Origin of the sequence: Celeribacter ethanolicus, assembly GCF_001550095.1 — a bacterium.
GTDB lineage: Bacteria > Pseudomonadota > Alphaproteobacteria > Rhodobacterales > Rhodobacteraceae > Celeribacter > Celeribacter ethanolicus.
Genome location: NZ_LRUC01000051.1, coordinates 94,998 through 113,689 on the forward strand (window position 1 = coordinate 94,998; position 18,692 = coordinate 113,689).

The 18,692-nt window shown below is 61.4% G+C and carries 15 protein-coding genes; 3 read left to right on the top strand and 12 right to left on the bottom strand.

Annotated features, from left to right (window positions below; all coding sequences use genetic code 11):
- Window positions 1–32: 32 nt before the first annotated feature.
- From NH195_RS19420 to panC, 3 genes are all read right to left on the bottom strand, one after another.
- Complete coding sequence (locus NH195_RS19420; protein WP_066711035.1) at window positions 33–950, bottom strand: pirin family protein; 918 nt, start codon at window positions 948–950, stop codon at window positions 33–35.
- Window positions 951–1,286: 336 nt separating this feature from the next.
- Complete coding sequence (gene panB / locus NH195_RS19425) at window positions 1,287–2,108, bottom strand: 3-methyl-2-oxobutanoate hydroxymethyltransferase (RefSeq protein WP_066711037.1); 822 nt, start codon at window positions 2,106–2,108, stop codon at window positions 1,287–1,289.
- A gap of 12 nt (window positions 2,109–2,120) precedes the next feature.
- Window positions 2,121–2,969: a pantoate--beta-alanine ligase gene (gene panC, locus NH195_RS19430; RefSeq protein ID WP_066711088.1), complete on the bottom strand. Its 849-nt coding sequence runs from the start codon at window positions 2,967–2,969 to the stop codon at window positions 2,121–2,123.
- Between the two features lie 213 nt (window positions 2,970–3,182).
- On the opposite strand from panC, the gene NH195_RS19435 reads away from it, so the two are divergent.
- Entirely contained in the window at window positions 3,183–3,590 is a 408-nt protein-coding gene (locus tag NH195_RS19435) for a hypothetical protein (RefSeq protein WP_066711038.1), read from the top strand.
- 79 nt (window positions 3,591–3,669) lie between these two features.
- Here NH195_RS19435 and NH195_RS19440 read toward each other — a convergent pair whose 3' ends face one another.
- The 8 genes from NH195_RS19440 to NH195_RS19475 all read right to left on the bottom strand — a co-directional run bounded on the left by NH195_RS19440 (window position 3,670) and on the right by NH195_RS19475 (window position 13,587).
- Entirely contained in the window at window positions 3,670–4,023 is a 354-nt protein-coding gene (locus NH195_RS19440; RefSeq protein ID WP_066711039.1) for a carboxymuconolactone decarboxylase family protein, read from the bottom strand.
- Window positions 4,024–4,266: 243 nt separating this feature from the next.
- On the bottom strand, window positions 4,267–5,349 hold the full coding sequence (locus tag NH195_RS19445; protein ID WP_066711041.1) for a BMP family ABC transporter substrate-binding protein: 1,083 nt from the start codon (window positions 5,347–5,349) through the stop codon (window positions 4,267–4,269).
- 38 nt (window positions 5,350–5,387) lie between these two features.
- Window positions 5,388–6,314, bottom strand: coding sequence for an ABC transporter permease (locus tag NH195_RS19450; RefSeq protein ID WP_066711043.1), 927 nt, complete (start codon window positions 6,312–6,314; stop codon window positions 5,388–5,390).
- On the bottom strand, window positions 6,314–7,399 hold the full coding sequence (locus NH195_RS19455) for an ABC transporter permease (protein WP_066711045.1): 1,086 nt from the start codon (window positions 7,397–7,399) through the stop codon (window positions 6,314–6,316). The genes NH195_RS19450 and NH195_RS19455 overlap by 1 nt, the downstream gene beginning before the upstream one ends.
- The gene (locus NH195_RS19460) at window positions 7,396–8,907 is read right to left on the bottom strand and encodes an ABC transporter ATP-binding protein (protein ID WP_066711047.1); all 1,512 of its coding nucleotides are present in this window, start codon (window positions 8,905–8,907) and stop codon (window positions 7,396–7,398) included. Before NH195_RS19460 ends, NH195_RS19455 begins: the two co-directional genes overlap by 4 nt.
- Entirely contained in the window at window positions 8,904–9,827 is a 924-nt protein-coding gene (gene xdhC, locus NH195_RS19465) for a xanthine dehydrogenase accessory protein XdhC (protein ID WP_066711090.1), read from the bottom strand. The genes NH195_RS19460 and xdhC overlap by 4 nt, the downstream gene beginning before the upstream one ends.
- The gene (gene xdhB / locus NH195_RS19470; protein ID WP_066711092.1) at window positions 9,824–12,226 is read right to left on the bottom strand and encodes a xanthine dehydrogenase molybdopterin binding subunit; all 2,403 of its coding nucleotides are present in this window, start codon (window positions 12,224–12,226) and stop codon (window positions 9,824–9,826) included. The genes xdhC and xdhB overlap by 4 nt, the downstream gene beginning before the upstream one ends.
- On the bottom strand, window positions 12,226–13,587 hold the full coding sequence (locus tag NH195_RS19475) for a xanthine dehydrogenase small subunit (RefSeq protein WP_066711049.1): 1,362 nt from the start codon (window positions 13,585–13,587) through the stop codon (window positions 12,226–12,228). Before NH195_RS19475 ends, xdhB begins: the two co-directional genes overlap by 1 nt.
- A 227-nt stretch (window positions 13,588–13,814) precedes the next feature.
- Here NH195_RS19475 and dnaE point away from each other — a divergent pair, with 227 nt between their 5' ends.
- Both dnaE and NH195_RS19485 read left to right on the top strand, forming a co-directional pair.
- On the top strand, window positions 13,815–17,333 hold the full coding sequence (gene dnaE / locus NH195_RS19480) for a DNA polymerase III subunit alpha (protein WP_066711051.1): 3,519 nt from the start codon (window positions 13,815–13,817) through the stop codon (window positions 17,331–17,333).
- Window positions 17,333–18,370 (top strand): hypothetical protein, encoded by a 1,038-nt coding sequence (locus NH195_RS19485; protein WP_066711053.1) that lies wholly within the window; start codon window positions 17,333–17,335, stop codon window positions 18,368–18,370. The genes dnaE and NH195_RS19485 overlap by 1 nt, the downstream gene beginning before the upstream one ends.
- Before the next feature lie 91 nt (window positions 18,371–18,461).
- Here NH195_RS19485 and NH195_RS19490 read toward each other — a convergent pair whose 3' ends face one another.
- Complete coding sequence (locus NH195_RS19490; RefSeq protein WP_066711056.1) at window positions 18,462–18,674, bottom strand: SlyX family protein; 213 nt, start codon at window positions 18,672–18,674, stop codon at window positions 18,462–18,464.
- Window positions 18,675–18,692: the final 18 nt, after the last annotated feature.

Sequence of the window (18,692 nt, forward strand, 5' to 3'; positions counted from 1 at the left end):
AACGCGCCCGGGGTCCCGGGCGCGTTTTGCTGTCAATGATCGCGCAGATCCTTGATGAACATGCCGTTGTTCAACTCATTGAACGCCTGCATCAACTCCTCACGCGTGTTCATCACGATCGGACCGTGCCAGGCCACCGGCTCCTTGATCGGCTGGCCGGAAATCAACAGGAACCGCACGCCGTCCGGGCCGCTGTTCACCACGATCTCATTGCCGGTGTCGAAATTCACCAGCGTCCGGTTGCCCGACATATCGCGGATGTTGACCTCTTCGCCATTCACTTCTTTCTCGACCCGCACGCCGTAGGGCGTTGAGGCATCGCGGAAGGACGCACTGCCCGCAAAGATATAGGCGAAAGTGTTGGCATAGGTGTCGACAGGCAGCACTTTTCGCGTGTTCGGCGGCACAGACACATCGAGGTAAAGCGGATCGGCGGCGATGCCATCGACCGGCCCGCGCTTGCCCCAGAACGATCCCGTGACGATCTTCACCTTGGTGCCGTCGTCGTCGATGATCTCGGGGATGTCGCTGCCCTGGATGTCCTGATAGCGCGGCGCGGTCATCTTGAGAGAGGAGGGCAGGTTGGCCCAAAGCTGAAATCCGTGCATCTGGCCTGCGGCATTCCCGCGTGGCATTTCCTGATGCATGATGCCGGAGCCCGCCGTCATCCATTGCACGGAGCCTTTGCCCAGTACCCCCTTGTTGCCAAGGCTGTCGCCATGCTCCACCTCGCCATCCAAGACATAGGTGATCGTCTCGATGCCGCGATGCGGGTGCCAAGGGAAGCCTTTTTCGAATTTCTTGGGATCGTCGTTGCGAAAATCGTCGAACAAGAGGAACGGATCGAATTCGCGCGGTTTATGAAACCCGAAGGCGCGGTAGAGATTGACGCCTGCACCTTCGATTGTGAACTGACCTTCAGAGGTCGCTTTGACGGGACGGAATGTCATGGTGAGACTCCTGTATCTGCTGTTGCCTCATCATGTGGTCATTTCTGTATGTGCGTAAACGGCTTTGCGCGAACGGTTTCTGTGCGGTGGCGCGCAGAGAGGCGTTGGATGAGTATTTTACCTGCAATGAAGAGGTGCGCCCCGACCGCCGGTTCATAGCGCGGTGGCGTCACCGGAAGGGTTTCGGCCCACGGGCCGGGGCGTCTTCATCGCAGACGGTCATCGGCTCTCCAGCCTGTACCGTAAACATGTTGTGACGCATTAACCTTAACGCGCGGCTAACGGGTTTTCATTGCAGTCCAAATACTCAAAAAGCGCCCCGAAGGGCGCTCACTCTTATTTCTTAGAACCGTAGACATTGTCCTGCGTCGGGAAAGCACGCGATTTGACGTCTTCGGCATAAGACGCGATGGCGTCTTCGATGGCCGCGCCGACTGCACCGAATTTCTTGACGAATTTCGGCACCCAATCGTTCAGGCCCAGCATATCTTCCATCACCAAGATCTGTCCATCGCAGGTTTTCGACGCTCCAATGCCAATGGTCGGCACGGTGACGGCTTTAGTGATCTTATCGGCCAGAGGCTCGACAACGCCTTCGACCACGATGGCAAAGGCACCGGCTTCAGAAACGGCAATTGCGTCGTCGATGTGGAATTGCCAGTCGTCCTCATCGCGGCCCTGGGTCTTGAACCCGCCCATGATGTTGGTCGATTGCGGCGTCAGGCCGATATGGGCCATCACCGGAATGCCGCGCTCGGAGAGGAATTTGATCGTTTCCGCCATGCGCGCGCCGCCTTCGAGTTTGACGGCCTGACACTGAGTTTCCTTCATGATCTTCGCGGCGTTGCGGAAGGCTTGCGACGGGCTTTCCTCATAGGAGCCAAAGGGCATATCCACGACCACGAGCGCGCGTTTGGTGCCGCGCACCACTGCTTTGCCGTGCATGATCATCAACTCTAGAGACACGCCGACGGTGCTCTCCATGCCGTGCATCACCATGCCGAGGCTGTCGCCCACCAGCAGGAAATCGCAGTATTTTTCAGCGATTGCGGCGGTGTGCGCATGATAGGCCGTCAGCGACACGATGGGATCGCCCCCTTTGCGTGCCCGGATTTGCGGTACGGTGACCCGGCGGATGGTTTCGGTTTGTGATGACATGGCGTTTCCTCCTCACGCAGGGTTCGCGACCCTTTGGTCGATCAATAGCACATCGCCGAAACGCGCGGCCAGAAGGATCACCACGGGCCGCGTGATCGCTCCGGGTACTTCGGCCAGTGTCTCGGCATCGCGCACATCGACGCTTTCCAGTTTGGCGCGCGGTTCGCGGGCGATGAAATCGCGGATTTCCTGTTCGAGATCCGGCCCGGTACGGCCATCGGAGACCTCGTAATCGGCGAAGGCCAGCGCCTTGTTCAGGATCAATGCCGCTTGCCGGTCCTCCGGTGTCAGGCGCACATTGCGCGAGGACATGGCAAGCCCGTCGACATCGCGCACGGTCGGCACGCCGGTGATTTCGATCGGCATGTCGAGATCGCGGACCATCGTCTTGATGACCTGAAGTTGCTGGTAATCTTTTTCACCGAAAAACGCCTTGTCGGCGCCGGTGATGTTGAACAGCTTGGTCACCACGGTGCAGACGCCCTTGAAATGGCCGGGACGCAGCGCGCCCATCAGGACCTTGTCCAGGTCTTCCGTCAGCACGGTGGTTTGTTTCAGGGGATGATACATCTCTTCGACGGCGGGGCAGAATACGGCATCGACGCCCTCGGTCTCCAACATCTTGAAATCACGCGCTTCATCGCGCGGGTAGGCGGCGAGATCGGCGGCCTCGCCGAATTGCGTCGGGTTGACGAAGATCGACACAATGACACGCACGGCATTGGCCTTGGCGGTGCGCACCAGCGTCATGTGACCCTCGTGCAAATAGCCCATGGTCGGCACCAGCGCGACCTTTTCGCCCGCCGCCTGAAAGGTTTTGACCGTGTCGCGGATGTCCTGTTTTGTCCGGCAGATTTTCAATGTCAGCCCTCCCGAAGCCTCTGTTCGGGCGGAGACTACAAATTGCGCGGAGCGGCGTCCAGCGCATCCGTCTTGTGCGATTTTGGCCATTTTTCCTTCGAATATCCGCAGGCTTTCCGCATTTCTGACAGGTTTCGCAGCCATTTTCACAATGATCATACGTTGTCGGCCGGGATTGTAACCGTGAGAATTCTTCTGAAAACACTGAGGCTTATGAGCTTTGCCGTCGGAATCGTTGTGGCTCTTCTGGCCTTTTCGCACTTCACGCAGGGAACGCCCGATGCGATGCAAACGGTGGCTGAAAGCATTGCAACGACCCAAAGCGTTCTGGGCGGTGGGCAGAAGGTGGATGTGGCTGAGGTCGCGTCGACCGTGCGTGTCCCGTCGCCGCAAAGCCTTGCCGAACTGGACCGGGTTGCGCAGAGGGAGAGCGCGGCGCTTGAGCTGCCCGCAGAGGTCGCAGAAGTGGCCGGGCCGCCGGAAGATGCAAGCATCGGGGAGCTTGGAATGTATTATTTCGAACGCCTCAGCGCCTGGCTGTTCGGCGAACGCGAACCGTCGGTCGAGGTGGGGTGCAAGACCCGCAGCGGGGGCAAGATCTGTTCGGTGTCGAACGGCTAAGACACAGACATCGGCATGAAAAACAGGCGCGGAGGGAGCCCTCACGCGCCTGTTTCATATGTGATTGCCCCTAAAGGGATCAGCTTTTCGCAAGTCCCGTCTCGGCCAATTCGTCCCAGCATTCCAAGGCCTTGGCCGCATACATCAGGACCGGGCCGCCGCCCATCTGGACGTTCATGGCGAGCATTTCGGTGAGCTCTTCCCGGGTGCCACCGTATTTCATCAGCGCTTCGACGTGAAACCCGACACAGGGTTCGCAACGCACGGCCACCGCGATGGCTGTGGCCAGCAATTCCTTGGTCTTGTGATCCAGCGCATCGCCTTCGAGCGCGGCTTTCGACAGGGCGCCGAAGCCTGCCGGGATGTTCGCATTGGCCTTGTTCAGGGCCCGCAGCGCAGTGCGCATGCTTTCGTTCTTTTCAACCCAGGACATGAGGGTCTCCTTGTTCGCGTTTCTTCGATGGGCAGTCTTTCGCATATGCAGCATGGCGCGACTTTGATCGTGGTCAAACATATTCTGATGTGTCTGACGTCACGCGTTATGCGACGTTGCGAGAATATGACAAAAGGCCCGCGCGGGATGCACGGGCCTCTTTTTTCACTGTCGGATTTGCGTCGGATACCTGTCGGACTTTTGTCGGACCCTGATCCGCGGCGCGCCGAAGGGCGGGAGCGCTTATTGCGGGATCTCGCCGGTCAGACCTTCGATGTAGAAGTTCATACCCGCAAGCGTGCCGTCGTCGGCCACTTCGCCTTCGGCCAGCCAGGCAGAACCGTCCTGCTTGTTGATCGGGCCGGTGAACGGGTGGTATTCGCCCGAGGAGATGGAATCGCGCAGCGCTTCGGCGCCCGCTTTCACGTCTTCCGGCACAGCGGAGGAAATCTCGCCAATGCCGACCATGCCGTCACCGATGCCGGCCCAGGTGTTGTCCGATTCCCAGGTGCCGTCGATCACGGCCTGAACGCGCTCGATGTAATAGGGCGCCCATTCGTCGATGATGGACGAGATGCGCGGCATCGGGCCGAATTCGGCCATGTCGGCGGCCTGACCGAAGGTGTAGACGTTGCCCGCCTTCTGCGCGGTGATCTGCGGCGCGGTGGAGTCGGTGTGCTGAAGCACGACGTCGATGCCTTGGTCGATCATCGCTTGTGCGGCGTCGGCCTCTTTCGCCGGGTCAAACCAGGTGTTCAGCCAGACGACGGACATTTCAACGTCCGGGTTCTCTTTCTTGGCGTGCAGGAAGGAGGAGTTGATGCCGCGGATCACTTCCGGGATCGGGAAGGAACCGATGTAGCCGATCTTGTTCGACTTGGTCATGTGACCGGCGAGATAGCCCTCGACCGCACGGCCTTCGTAGAAGCGGGCGGAGTAGACGCCGACGTTCGGCGCGGTTTTATAGCCGGTGGCGTGTTCGAATTTCACGTCCGGGAATTTGCCCGCGACGTTGATGGTCGCATCCATGTAACCGAAGGAGGTGGTGAAGATGATGTCGGCACCGGAAAGGGCCATCTGGGTCATCACACGTTCGGCGTCGGGGCCTTCGGGCACGCTTTCCTGTTCGACGATTTCGACCGCATCGCCGAAATGCTCGGCCATGACCATCGCGGCCTCATGGTGGTGCTGCGACCAGCCGCCGTCGTTTTTCGGACCGACATAGATGAAGCCGACTTTCACCGCATCGGCGGCGAAGGACGGGAAGGCCGCGCCAAGCGCCAGAGCGGACGCCGCGACTGCGGTCAGCAGAGTTCTACGTTTCATGGAATATTCTCCCCTGTTGGAATATGTCCCCGTGAGGCTCACGAGGTGTGGAAAATCCGACCCAGCATCGCGGGTGCACTGGTGGCACCATGACGCCGGGCGGAAATAACGACAAGGACCAGAATGGTCGCAAGGAAAGGCGACATGGACAAAAGCTCCACCGGAACTTTCGCGCCTGCTGCCTGAAGGTTGAGTTGCAGCACGGTGATGCCGCCGAAAAGATACGCGCCGATCAGCACACGGCCCGCCCGCCAGCTCGCAAAGACGACGATGGCCAGCGCGATCCAGCCGATCCCGGCGGTGATGCCATCGGTCCATTGCGGCACGCGCACGAGGCTGATGTAGGCGCCGCCCAAACCCGCCATCGCACCGCCAAACCCGATGGCGGCAAAGCGCACGGCCTTGACCTTGTAGCCAAGCGCATGGGCGGCGGCGTGGTTTTCACCGACGGCGCGCAGGATGAGACCGGCGCGGGTGAATTTGAGGAAGGCCCAGATCACCACGACCATGATCAGAGACAGATAGACGATGGCGTCATGTTGGAAGATCACGGGGCCAATCACCGGAATGCTTTCCAGTACCGGGATGTGCAGGTCCGGCATGCGCGGCGGCGACATGCCCTGATAATTCTGGCCCAAGAGCGAGGCGAGGCCGGTGCCGAGAAGCGTGAGGGCGAGACCGGCGGGCACCTGTGTCGTGAGGAAGATCTGGGTCAGGAAACCGAAGAGCATGGAGAGTGCGGCTCCGCCCACAGCGGCGGCGATGAAGCCCATGGTGGGGGATTGTGTTTCGATGGCGGCGATGAAGCCGCAGACCGCACCGAAGATCATCATGCCTTCGACGCCGAGGTTCAGGACGCCGGATTTCTCGGTGACCATTTCACCCAGAGCGGCGAGGAGGATCGGGGTCGAGGCCACCATGAGCGAGGCCATGAGGACGACGGGATTGATCGAGCCGAAATCCATTATGTGGTCTCCCGGTTGACGATGGTGATGCGGTAATTCACCACGAGGTCCATGGCGAGCAGGATCATCAGGAGCATGCCCTGAAACACCTGAATGGCGGCCGAGGGCAGGCCCAGCATGAATTGCGCCAACTCGCCGCCGATGAAGGTCAGCGCCAGGAGGAGGCCTGCGAGCAGGATGCCGATCGGATTGAGGCGTCCGAGGAAGGCGACGATGATGGCGGTGAAGCCATAGCCCGCGCCGAAGTCGATGGAGATCTGACCGGCGGGACCGGTGACCTCGAAGAGGCCCGCGAGACCGGCGAGCGCGCCCGCCGTGCCGAGGCAGAAGACGACGAGGAGCTTGTCTTTCACACCTGCGAACCGGGCGGCACGGGGGCTTTCGCCGGTGAGACGGATTTGAAAGCCGAGCAGGTGTTTGTTCAGGAGAACATAGGCCGCGACCACCGCGCCAAGGGCGGCGACGACGCCCCAATGCGCGCCTGTGCCGGGGATCAGTTCGGGGTTCGAGAGCCATGGGATCTGGCTCATGTTGCGCGATCCGGGGAAGCCGTTGCCTTCGGGATTGCGCAGGAAGCCGAGCGCGGCGGAGGCGAGGATTTGTTCGGCGACATAGACCAGCATAAGCGAGACGAGAATTTCGTTGGTGTTGAAGCGGGTCTTGAGCAGCGCCGGGATCATCGCCCAGAGGAAACCGCCGATGGCGCCCGCGATCACCATGAGAGGGAAAATCCACCAGGCGTCGAGCGGGTAAAGCGCGAGGCCGACAGAGGCGCCTGCGATGGCGCCCATGATATACTGGCCCTCGGCGCCGATGTTCCAGATGCCCGCCTTGAACCCCAGCGAGAGGCCGATGGCGATGAGGATCAGCGGACCGGCCTTGACCAGAAGCTGGGGCCGGGAATAGGCGGCGAATTGGTCGTTGAACAGCGGGTCCCAGAAGATCGTGCGGATCGCGGCGACCGGGTCCTTGCCCATGGCGGCGAAGAGAAGCCCCCCGAGGATCATGGTCAGGAGGACCGCGAAAACGGGGGTTGCGATGGTCCAGAATTTCGAGGGTTCGGGGCGTTTGACAATCGCGATCATCCGGCCATCTCCATATCGTGCGCGCCGCCCATCATCAGGCCGATTTCCTCGACGGAGAGACCCTTGGCGGGACGCGGCGCGGTCAGCGTGCCCTCGTTGAGGGCGGCGAAATGGTCGGAAATTTCCATCAGCTCGTCGAGGTCCTGCGAAATCACGATCAGCCCCGCGCCTTGGGCCGCGAGATCGAGCAAAGCCTGCCGGATCGCGGCGGCGGCGGCGGCATCGACGCCCCATGTCGGCTGGTTCACCACGAGGACTTTCGGGTCCTGAAGCACCTCACGCCCGATGACGAATTTCTGGAGATTGCCGCCCGAAAGCGAACGCGCCGCAGAGCCGGGGCCGGGGGTGCGGACGTCGAATTTCTCGATGATCTCGCGCGCGAATTCTTCGGTCTTTTTCCAGTTCAGGAAATTGCTTTTCGTGAGCTTTTTGCGGATCGTCGCGGTGAGCGCGGTGTTCTCCGTCAGGCTCATGTTAGGGGCGGCAGCATGGCCGAGACGTTCCTCCGGGGCGGCCAGAAGACCGATCCTGCGCCGGGCGTTCGGCCCCATATGGCTGACGTCCTGACCGTCGAAAATCACGGAGCCTTTGCCGGTTTTCGCCTCGCCCGACAGGACGGAGAGCAATTCGTCCTGCCCGTTGCCCGCAACCCCGCCGATGCCGAGAACCTCGCCCGCGCGGAGCCTAAGGGAGACGTCCTTGAGCCGTGTCCCGAACGGGTTCGAGGGCACGAAATTCAGCCCCTGCACATCGAGCAGAACCTCGCCCGCCTCTCCGCCTTCGCGCGTCGGCACATGCAGCGTCTGGCCGACCATCATCTCCGCCATCTCGCGGGCGGTGGTGGCTTTCGGATCGCAAATGCCGACGACCTTGCCGAGCCGCAGGATCGTCGCCCCGTCGCAGAGCGCGCGGATCTCTTCGAGCTTGTGCGAGATGTAGAGGATCGAGGTGCCTTCGGATTGCAGCTTGCGCAGGGTCTTGAAAAGGATCTCGACCTCCTGCGGGGTGAGAACCGAGGTTGGTTCGTCCATGATCAGGAGCTTCGGGTCCTGCAACAGGCAACGGATGATCTCGACACGCTGGCGTTCACCCGCCGAGAGGTCGCCGACGATGCGGTCGGGGTCCAGAGGCAGGCCGTAGTTTTCCGAGACCTCGCGGATCGACTGTGCCAGCTCGCTCATCTTCGGCGGGTTTTCCATGCCGAGCGCGACGTTTTCGGCGACGGTCAGCGCCTCGAACAGGGAGAAATGTTGGAACACCATGGCGACACCGGCGGCGCGGGCGGCCTGCGGATTTTGCGGCGCATAGGAGCTGCCGCGCAGCTTCATGAAGCCCGCATCGGGTTTTTCCAGCCCGTAGATCATCTTGACGAGGGTCGATTTCCCGGCGCCGTTTTCACCCAGAAGCGCATGCACCTCGCCGGTGCCAATGGAAAAACTGACATCGTCATTGGCGCGCACGCCGGGATATTCGCGGGTCAGCCCCACGACTTTCAAAAGCTCCGTCACCCTGTCCGTTCCCCATAAGATTCCGTGATCTTTCGCCCGGAGATTACTTGGGCTGCGACCCCGACCGCAATGGCTTGCGGATGTTTCCCAAGGTCAGGTTGCCCAATCGGACAGCAAATGCAGTCGATTTGGGCATCTGTGTGGCCCAGATCGCGCAACCGGCTGCGAAACCGCGCCCATTTCGTGCGCGATCCGATCAGTCCCGCGAAGGCAAAGCCATGGCTGAGGGCGCGGTGGCAGAGTTCGAGATCGAGCGCGTGGGAATAGGTCAAGATTAGATGTTCGGCCTCGGGTGGCGCATAGGGCATCAGCCTCTCAGGCTTGTCCGCAACCAGTTGCGAGACACTTTTCGGAAGCGTCTCTGGGAAACGGTTCGCAGCGGTATCGACCCATGTGATCGCGAGATCGGGCAGGGGGGCAAGCGTGGCAACAATGGCCCGCCCGACATGCCCCGCGCCCCAGACCCATAAGGGGCGCGTGGCGCGGGTGATCGGTTCGACCATCCAGTCGCCATGGAGTTTCGGCTTGAGCAGGCCTTGAGCGCGGGCCTCGGCGAGGGCTTTCTTGACCGCAAAGGGCATGTCGCCGGGACCACGGGCAAAGATGTCTTCGGGGATGTCCGATGCGCTCTCAAAGACTTCGGTCAAAAGCGTCACCGCCCCGCCGCAGCATTGCCCCATCGCGGGGCCAAGGGGCAGGCGTTGCAGGCGCGGCGCGGAAAACGCGTGTTTTGCCGCTTCATATTCCAGCGTGCCGCCGCCAATGGTGCCGGACTGGGCAAAGCCATCTGCTGTTTGCCAGACCAACATCGAGGCACCAACTTCGCGCGGCACAGATCCCTGCGCCTCGGCCACGACCACGCGGGCGACGCGGCCATGTTTCGTAATGGCCACGCTCAAGGCGTCTTTGTCGAAACTCACGCTTTTGCCCTTCCGATGGCGGCGAGGCATTCCTCCGGCGTGGCGGGGGCGTTGAGGGCCGGGTAATTCGGACCGCAAGCGGCACAGGCGTCCGACAGCGCGAGGAAGGCGGAAATCCCCAGCATAAACGGAGGCTCGCCCACGGCTTTGGAGCGATAGATCGTCTCTTCGCGGTTGCGCCCGTCCCAGAGATCGACGTTGAACACGTCGGGTGCGTCCGAACAGGCGGGGATTTTATAGGTCGAGGGGGCGTGGGTCTTGAGCATACCCTTGGCGTCCCACACAAGCTCTTCGGTGGTGAGCCAACCGGCGCCCTGCACATAGCCGCCTTCGATCTGGCCCTTGTCGAGCGCCGGGTTCAGCGAGGCGCCTGCGTCATGCAGAATATCGGCGCGCAGAATGCGGTTTTCGCCGGTGAGTGTGTCGAGCGCCACCTCGGTGATGGCGATGCCGTGGGCAAAGTAGAAGAACGGGCGTCCTTTGCCCTTGATGCGATCCCATTCGATCTTCGGCGTCTTGTAGAACCCGGTCGCGGAGAGCGAGACGCGGTTCATATAGGCAAGGCTGATCAGGTCTTCGAAGGCCATTTCGTGGACGCCGAAATGCACTTTACCCTTGGCCCAGGTCACATCGCTTTCCCCGAACCGTTCGAGGATGAACACTTCGAGACGGGTGCGAATGCGGTCGCAGGCGTTTTTGACTGCCATGCCATTCAGATCGGACCCCGAGGAGGCGGCAGTGGCGGAGGTATTGGGCACTTTGGCGGTGTCTGTTGCGGTGATCTTCACCTTATCCATCGAGACGCCGAACTCCTGCGCCGCGACTTGGGCGACCTTCTGGAACAGGCCCTGTCCCATTTCCGTGCCGCCGTGGTTCAGATGGATCGAGCCGTCGTTGTAGATATGAACGAGCGCGCCTGCCTGATTGAGGTGGGTAAGCGTGAAGGAGATGCCGAATTTGACCGGAGAGACGCCCAGTCCTTTTTTGATTATCGGGTTCTCAGAGTTCCATTTTTCGATGTTCTTTTTGCGTGCGGCATAGTCGGAGGTCTTCAAAAGTTCCTCGGTCATGCCGTGCAGGATAAAGTCCTCGACCTCCTGCCCATAGGGCGTCAACTTGCCGCGCGGCGTCACCTGACCGCCTGCGTGTTGCGGATGGGCATCCAGATGTTCGACGCTGCCCTCTGAGGTCGGTTCGCCCTCAAGCGACAGCACATGATCTTCTGGCACGCCATCGCCCGCCGTGGGTGTGACCATCTCGTCGTAATAGTTGAGCTTGCGCACCTCGATGGGGTCTTTGCCAAGCTCATGCGCGATGTGATCGACCACGCGTTCGATGCCCAAAACGCCCTGCGGTCCGCCAAAGCCGCGATAAGCGGTATTGGATTGGGTGTTCATCTTAAGCCGGTGGCTTTCGATCCGCGCGTTCGGCAGGAAATAAGCATTGTCGGCATGAAGCATCGCACGGTCGGCCACCGGCAACGTCAGATCCATCGACCAGCCGCCACGGGTGAGTTGCAGGAAATCAATGCCGAGGATGCGCCCCTCGTCGTCGAAACCGCAGGTGTAGGAGATGCGGAAATCGTGGCGCTTGCCAGTGATCACCATATCGTCGTCGCGGTCGTAACGCATTTTGCAGGGCTTGCCAGTATCGCGCGCGGCGATGGCGCAGGCGATGGCCAACCAGTTGCCTTGGGACTCCTTGCCGCCAAAGCCGCCGCCCATGCGCCGGGTTTCGACACGCACGGCATGCATCGGCACATGGAGCGCATGCGCCACCTTGTGCTGAATTTCCGAGGGGTGCTGGGTCGAGGAATGCACCAACATATCGCCGCCCTCTTGCGGCACGGCGGCGGCGGCCTGACCTTCGAGGTAGAAATGTTCCTGCCCACCGATCTCGATGGTGCCTTCGATCTTACGTGGCGCCTCGGCGATGGCGCGGGCAGCGTCGCCGCAGCCATAGATGCGCGGACCGTCTTCGAACCGGCTGTTGGCCTCCATGGCGGCGTCATAATCGAGGAGCGCGGGGAGCTCCTTGTAGGCGATCTTGCCAAGCTTGGCGGCTTTGCGTGCCGCGAGATGCGAGGTGGCGACAACGAGGAAGATCGGCTGGCCGATGAACTGGACCTCACCGGAAGTGAGCAAAGGCTCATCGCCCAAAGAGGGCGAACAATCCGGCACGTGATCGCCGAAATCCTCTGCGGTGTAGACACGCACCACGCCGGGGGCGGCGCGCACGGCGGAGAGGTCCATCGCGGTGATCTCACCATGCGCCACGGTCGAGAGGCCAAAGGCCAGATGCAGTGCTCCGGCGGGCAGCGGGATGTCGTCGATATACCGCGCCTGACCCGTCACATGGAGTTTGGCCGCATCATGCGGAAGAGGGGAGCCAACGGACATCATGCGCCCTCCTTCACGTTTAGGACCGAGGTGGTGAGGCCTTGGGTTTCCGCGAAATAGCGTTTGAGCATGTTTTGCGCGCTCGTGAGGCGATAGGCGGCGGAGGCGCGCATGTCGGTCATGGGGGTGTAATCCGTGGCGAAGGCGGGAAGGGCGGCCTCGATGGTCTCCATGGTCCAAGGCTGGCCGATCAACGCGGCCTCGACGGTTTTAGCGCGCGCGGGTGTTCCGGCCATACCGCCAAAGGCGATGCGGGCGGCGGCGATTTTGCCGTCCGTGACCGTGATGTTGAAGGCGCCACAAACGGCGGAAATGTCCTGGTCGAAGCGTTTCGAGAGCTTGTAGACCTTGAGATCCGCGAGGCCGGATTTAGGCACGGTGATGCTTTCGACGAACTCGGATGCCGCGCGGTCCTGTTTGCCGTATGCGATGAAGAAATCTTCAAGCGGAATGGTCCGCCGCTCCTCGCCCTTGCGCAGCGTCAGAGTGGCATTCGCGGCAATCAGCGGTGGCGGGCTGTCGCCAATTGGAGAGCCGTTGGCGATGTTGCCGCCCAAAGTCGCAGCAGCGCGCACTTGGGTGGAGGCAAAGCGGCGATACATCTCGGAAAGCGAAGGAGAATAGGGTTTGAACAGCGCAATCAGATCGGCAATCGGGGTCATCGCACCGATCTCAAACGCCTCCTCGGTCTCGGTGATGCCTTTGAGGTCCTCGACCCCGTTCAGGAAAATCACCTCATCCAGATCGCGCATCTGTTTGGTCACCCAAAGCCCGACATCGGTCGCGCCCGCGATCAAGGTGGCGTCGGGACGGAGCGCATAGAGACCGGCGAGCTCGTCGGAGCTTTCGGGCCGTTCGACAATCGCCGGGGCGGGGAAGGGGATGTGCTCCAGTTCTTCCGGAATGGGGGCGGCTTCCGCCTTTTTCGCGGCGCGCAGAATGGGGGCGTAGCCGGTGCAGCGGCAAAGATTGCCAGCCAGAATATCCTCGTGATCGGTCTCGCCGCGCGCATGTGCGGTGGCCAGCGACATGACGATGCCCGGCGTGCAAAAGCCGCATTGGCTGCCATGTTCTTCGATCATCGCGCTTTGCACCGGATGCAGCGTGTCGCCTTTCGACAGACCCTCGACCGTGGTGACCGATTTGCCGTGAAGCTGCGGTAGAAACAGGATGCAGGCGTTCAGAGGCTTCTTGCCGCTTTCGTCCTCCACCATCACGGTGCAGGCGCCACAATCGCCTTCGTTGCAGCCCTCCTTGGTTCCGGTGAGGCCGCGATTTTCGCGCAGGTAATCGAGCAGGGTACGGGTGGGCGTGTCTCGCACCGTCACGAGGTCGCCATTCAACCGAAAAGTGATCTCCATTTGTCGGACCAGCCGCTTTCTTGTTCAAGACACGCGCCCGATGCGGCGGAAAGCGCGTGCGATTTCCCAAAGAAAACCGGGATAGAGCGGCTTTTGCAAGGGATTCCGCGCGGAATCTGCTTAGGCTTTGTACTTTTGATCAAAAAACGGGCGGAGCCACGAAGCTGTGGAAAAGCGGCGTTTTGCCCTTGGAAAGCGCGGCGGGCTTGCGGTAGCTTGCCCCTCACATGAGCACAGCATCCTTCATCCATCTCCGGGTTCACACCGAATATTCGCTTCTTGAGGGCGCGATGCGGCTCAAGAAACTGAGCGGCATGGTGACGGAGATGGGCATGCCCGCCGTTGCGGTGACGGACACCAACAACCTGTTCTGCGCGCTTGAGTTTTCCGAATATGCCAAGGGTGCGGGCGTGCAGCCGATCCTCGGCTGTCAGGTCAGCGTCGGCTATCACGAGCCGGAGCCGGGAGAGCGGCAGAAAGCGCCCGCGCCGGTGGTCCTGCTGGCCCAGAACGAGACGGGTTACGAGCACCTGATGAAGCTCAATTCCTGCCTCTATGTCGACAAACACGACGGCATTCCGCAGGTGACGATGGCGGAGCTGGAGCAGTATTCGGCGGGGCTGATCTGTCTCACGGGGGGCTCGGACGGGCCGGTGGGGCGGATGATCCGCGACAACCACGAACCGCAGGCGCGCGCGCTTCTGGAGCGGTTCAAGGCGATCTATCCGAACCGGCTCTACGTCGAATTGCAGCGCCATCCTGGCGAGGAGGGCAGTCATACGGAGGCCGAACGGCTGACCGAGCGGCCTTTCGTGGAATGGGCCTACGATCTGGGGCTGCCTTTGGTGGCGACCAACGACGTGTATTTCCCGAAGGAAGAGATGTACGAGGCGCATGACGCGCTGATCTGTATCGCCGAAGGGGCCTATGTGGATCAGGTCGAGCCGCGCAGACGTTTGACGCCGCAGCATTATTTCAAGACGCCTGCCGAGATGGCGGCGCTGTTCGCCGATCTGCCGGAGGCGATCGAGAACACGGTCGAGATCGCGAAACGCTGTGCCTTCAAGGCCTATAAACGCGCGCCGATCCTGCCGAAATTCGCTGATGACGAGGTCGAGGAACTGCGCAAACAGGCCTGGGAAGGTCTGGACAAGCGTCTGGCCGTGATCAAGCCCGCAGGAACGCGGGAAGAGTATGAGGAGCGGCTCAAATTCGAGCTGGGGATCATCGAACAGATGGGGTTCCCCGGCTACTTCCTGATCGTGGCCGACTTCATCAAATGGTCGAAGGACAATGGCATCCCGGTCGGTCCGGGGCGAGGGTCTGGGGCTGGCTCGCTTGTCGCTTATGTGTTGACGATCACGGATTTGGACCCGCTGCGTTATTCGCTTCTGTTCGAACGGTTTTTGAACCCGGAACGTGTGTCGATGCCGGACTTCGACATCGACTTCTGCATGGACCGGCGGGAGGAAACGATCCGCTACGTGCAGGAGAAATACGGGCGCGACAAGGTGGGGCAGATCATCACCTTCGGTGCGCTTCTGTCCAAGGCTGCGGTGCGCGACATCGGACGGGTGTTGCAGATGCCTTACGGGCAGGTGGATCGTCTGTCGAAACTGATCCCGGTCGAGGGCGTCAAGCCTGTGTCGATCAAACAGGCGCTGGAAGATGAGCCGAAACTCCGCGAAGAGGCCCGCAACGAAGAGGTTGTCGACCGGCTTTTGACCTATGGCCAACAGGTCGAGGGGCTTTTGCGGAACGCCTCCACCCACGCGGCGGGGGTTGTGATCGGGGATCGTCCACTGGACAATCTTGTGCCGCTCTATCAGGACCCGCGCTCCGATATGCCGGCGACCCAGTTCAACATGAAATGGGTGGAGCAGGCCGGTCTGGTGAAGTTCGACTTTCTCGGCCTCAAGACGCTGACGGTGATCCAGTCGGCGATGGATCTGATTTTCAAATCCGGTCGGCCCTTGCACGTCGCTGCCGATGGGACGCAATTGTACGAGCCGCCCGAGGGGGGCGTGAACGAGATCAACCTCATTCCTCTGGATGACGAGAAGACCTACAAACTCTACTCGGACGCCAAGACGGTTGCGGTGTTTCAGGTGGAAAGCTCGGGCATGATGCAGGCGCTTCGGCAGATGAAGCCGACCTGTATCGAGGACATCGTCGCACTTGTGGCGCTCTATCGTCCGGGGCCGATGGAAAACATCCCGACCTATTGCGATGTGAAACACGGGCGCAAGGAATTGCAGTCGGTGCATCCGACCATCGACCATATTTTGGCCGAGACGCAGGGCATCATCGTCTATCAGGAACAGGTGATGCAGATCGCGCAGGTCATGGCGGGCTATTCGCTGGGCGGCGCGGACTTGCTGCGGCGCGCCATGGGGAAAAAGATCAAGGAGGCGATGGACGCCGAACGCCCGAAATTCGAGGCGGGTGCAGCCAAGAACGGCGTCGATAAGAAGAAGGCCTCCGAGGTGTTCGACCTTCTGGAGAAATTCGCCAACTACGGCTTCAACAAATCCCACGCGGCGGCTTACGGCGTGGTGTCTTATCAGACCGGCTGGCTCAAGGCGAACCACCCGGTGGAGTTCATGGCGGGCGTCATGAACTGCGATATTCACCTGACCGACAAGCTGTCGATCTTCTGCGAAGAGGTGCGGCGGGGGCTGAATATCGAGATCATCCCGCCCTGTGTGAACCGCTCGCTCGCCACCTTCGATGTGGTGGATCAAAAGCTGGTCTATGCGCTGGGCGCGCTCAAGAACGTCGGTGTCGAGGCGATGCAACTCATCGTCAAAGCCCGCGAAGAAACCGGCAAGCCTTTCGTGACATTGTTTGATTTTGCCCGGCGGGTGGATCTCAAGAAGGTCGGCAAACGGCCTCTGGAGATGCTGGCGCGGGCAGGGGCGTTTGATTTGCTCGACAGCAACCGCCGCCGGGTCTTCGACAGCCTCGATGCGCTGGTGCAATATTCCGCCGCGATCCATGAGCAGAAGGCCTCGAACCAGGTGTCGCTTTTCGGCGATGCGGGCGAGGACCTGCCGGAGCCGCGCCTGTCGCCGGTGGGCGATTGGGTCGCCTCCGAGCGGTTGATGGAGGAACAGAAGGCCATCGGATTTTACCTCTCCGGCCACCCGCTTGACGATTACGCGGCCGCGCTCAAGCGCAAGAAAATCGGCACGCTCGCCGAGGTGCAGGCTCGCGCTGAGGCCGAGGGCGGCGTGATCATGAAGGTCGGCGTGCTGGTCTCCGGCTTCCGTCCGATGAAGTCGGGCAAGGGCACGCGCTATTTCCGGATGAATATTTCCGACCCGACCGGTCAGCTCGCGGGCATCGCCATGTTCCCGAAAAAGGGCGAATACGAACCCTCCTACGAGATTTTCGAGAAACACGACAAGCTGGTGATGTCGCTCGAAGGCCGCTTCAACGATGGCCAGTTCGACCCGATGATCCGCTCGGTTGCGCCGATGGAAACCGTGGTGGCGGATGCGGGCGGCGCGGGTCTGAAGATTTATTGCGAGGACACCCGTGCGATCGTCATGGTGGGCGAGCTTCTGAACCGGGTGACGCAGGAGGCGAAACAGCCCGCCAAGGGGGCGATCAGTTTCTGTCTCATGCCGCCGGACAGTCAGAACGAGGTCGAGATCGACGTGCCGCAGCCCTTCGTGATCACGCCGGAGGTCAAGGGGGCGATCAAGTCCTTTGACGGGGTGGTGATGGTAGAGGACATGTGATGCGTCTTGTGGGTGTCTTGGCTCTGGTTGCGGTCAGTGTGTCGGGCTGTCAGATGAGTGTGCCGGAGGCGCCCGATGAGGCGTTGAACGCCGGGGCCGGGGCGCCAGCCGCGCAGTTGGCAGAGGCCTTTGCGGCGGCCTCCGCGGGTGGGGTAGCCCCCGCGCCCAAGGGGCTGTTCGCCTTTCTGAAACCCGAGACGCCGCCTTCGCCCTTGGCCGACAGCGACATTGAGGTGGTCGGGACCTCTGACGATGCGAGTGCCGCGGCGTTGCGGGCGCAGGAGGACGTCCCGGAAACGGCTTCAAACCCCGATGTTTTGGCGGCGACCTCAGAGGTGAAAACCGCCGGGCTGGGCGGGATGTTCGGGTTTCTGAAACCGAAACACCAGGCGGGGGCACAATCCGCCGCCTTGCCGCAAGACGGGGGAGAAGTCCGGCCGGAAACCCACGGGGTTGAGAGCGAGATTGCCCCGGAGCCTGCGCCTGTCGCTCCTCAGAAACCGCTGTTCGGATTTCTCAGGCCGCAGGAGCACCAGGCCTCCCAAGGCGGCGGTTCGACCGTGCAGCCCGGAGAGGTGCTGCCCTTTGGGGTGGTCGGGGTCGCGTGTGATCTCAGACCGGGCAGCATGGGACGGAAGGTCGATCAGTTCCCGCGTGAGGGCCGGGCGGTCTGGCAGCTCTATGACAGCGATCCGGAAAGTGCCGCGCCGCGCAGCCAGTATATCACCGGCTTCTCCGACGGCTGCCCGCGTCAGGTGACGGCGGCTTTGGTCATGTTCGGCGAGGCGGCCCTGCACGAGGTGCTGCGCTATTCGGGCGATACGGAGCGCGACTGGACCCGCGCCGACAAGACCTATGAGAAGATCAAACGCCAGACCTGCGGCGTTGGGCGCGGGGAGCGCTGTCCGGAGGACAAACTGGGCGCGCTGGAGCGGCAGGTGGCCTTTGTGTCGGTCTATCCGCAGTATGGAGCGGAAGAGGACTGGCTGGAGCTTTTGCTGCATAACGGGGCGCTGGTGAGCGAGGAGATGCGGTGAGATATGGCGGGCGGCAGGTTTGAAGGCGCCCGTTTCGCAGGCGCTGCCTTAACCCCGCTTTGCTGTCACATTTTCCTGCGAGAATGATGCCTTACCAATGCGGTGGGCGTTGATCGGCCAAGGGGACGGAGCCATCGGTTTCGGATTGGCGAAGCGCTTCCGCCTCCATCAACATACCGAGCCGCCGCTCGGCGAGTTCGAGCACGCGCTCCTGTTGCGCGACGACGTCGGAGAGCTCCTCGACAGTTTTCGTGAGATAAGCGACCTGCTCCTCAAGCGCGATGATGCGATTTTCGTCTGACATGCCGGTCTCCTTTTATGA

Excerpts from the sequence above, each read along its gene's own strand:
- NH195_RS19475 (WP_066711049.1), bottom strand. The coding sequence starts at position 13,587 with ATGGAGATCACTTTTCGGTTGAATGGCGACCTCGTGACGGTGCGAGAC.
- panB (WP_066711037.1), bottom strand. The coding sequence starts at position 2,108 with ATGTCATCACAAACCGAAACCATCCGCCGGGTCACCGTACCGCAAATC.
- NH195_RS19440 (WP_066711039.1), bottom strand. The coding sequence starts at position 4,023 with ATGTCCTGGGTTGAAAAGAACGAAAGCATGCGCACTGCGCTGCGGGCC.
- NH195_RS19450 (WP_066711043.1), bottom strand. The coding sequence starts at position 6,314 with ATGGATTTCGGCTCGATCAATCCCGTCGTCCTCATGGCCTCGCTCATG.
- NH195_RS19455 (WP_066711045.1), bottom strand. The coding sequence starts at position 7,399 with ATGATCGCGATTGTCAAACGCCCCGAACCCTCGAAATTCTGGACCATC.
- NH195_RS19490 (WP_066711056.1), bottom strand. The coding sequence starts at position 18,674 with ATGTCAGACGAAAATCGCATCATCGCGCTTGAGGAGCAGGTCGCTTAT.
- NH195_RS19420 (WP_066711035.1), bottom strand. The coding sequence starts at position 950 with ATGACATTCCGTCCCGTCAAAGCGACCTCTGAAGGTCAGTTCACAATC.
- dnaE (WP_066711051.1), top strand. The coding sequence starts at position 13,815 with ATGAGCACAGCATCCTTCATCCATCTCCGGGTTCACACCGAATATTCG.
- NH195_RS19445 (WP_066711041.1), bottom strand. The coding sequence starts at position 5,349 with ATGAAACGTAGAACTCTGCTGACCGCAGTCGCGGCGTCCGCTCTGGCG.
- NH195_RS19485 (WP_066711053.1), top strand. The coding sequence starts at position 17,333 with ATGCGTCTTGTGGGTGTCTTGGCTCTGGTTGCGGTCAGTGTGTCGGGC.
- NH195_RS19435 (WP_066711038.1), top strand. The coding sequence starts at position 3,183 with ATGAGCTTTGCCGTCGGAATCGTTGTGGCTCTTCTGGCCTTTTCGCAC.
- xdhB (WP_066711092.1), bottom strand. The coding sequence starts at position 12,226 with ATGTCCGTTGGCTCCCCTCTTCCGCATGATGCGGCCAAACTCCATGTG.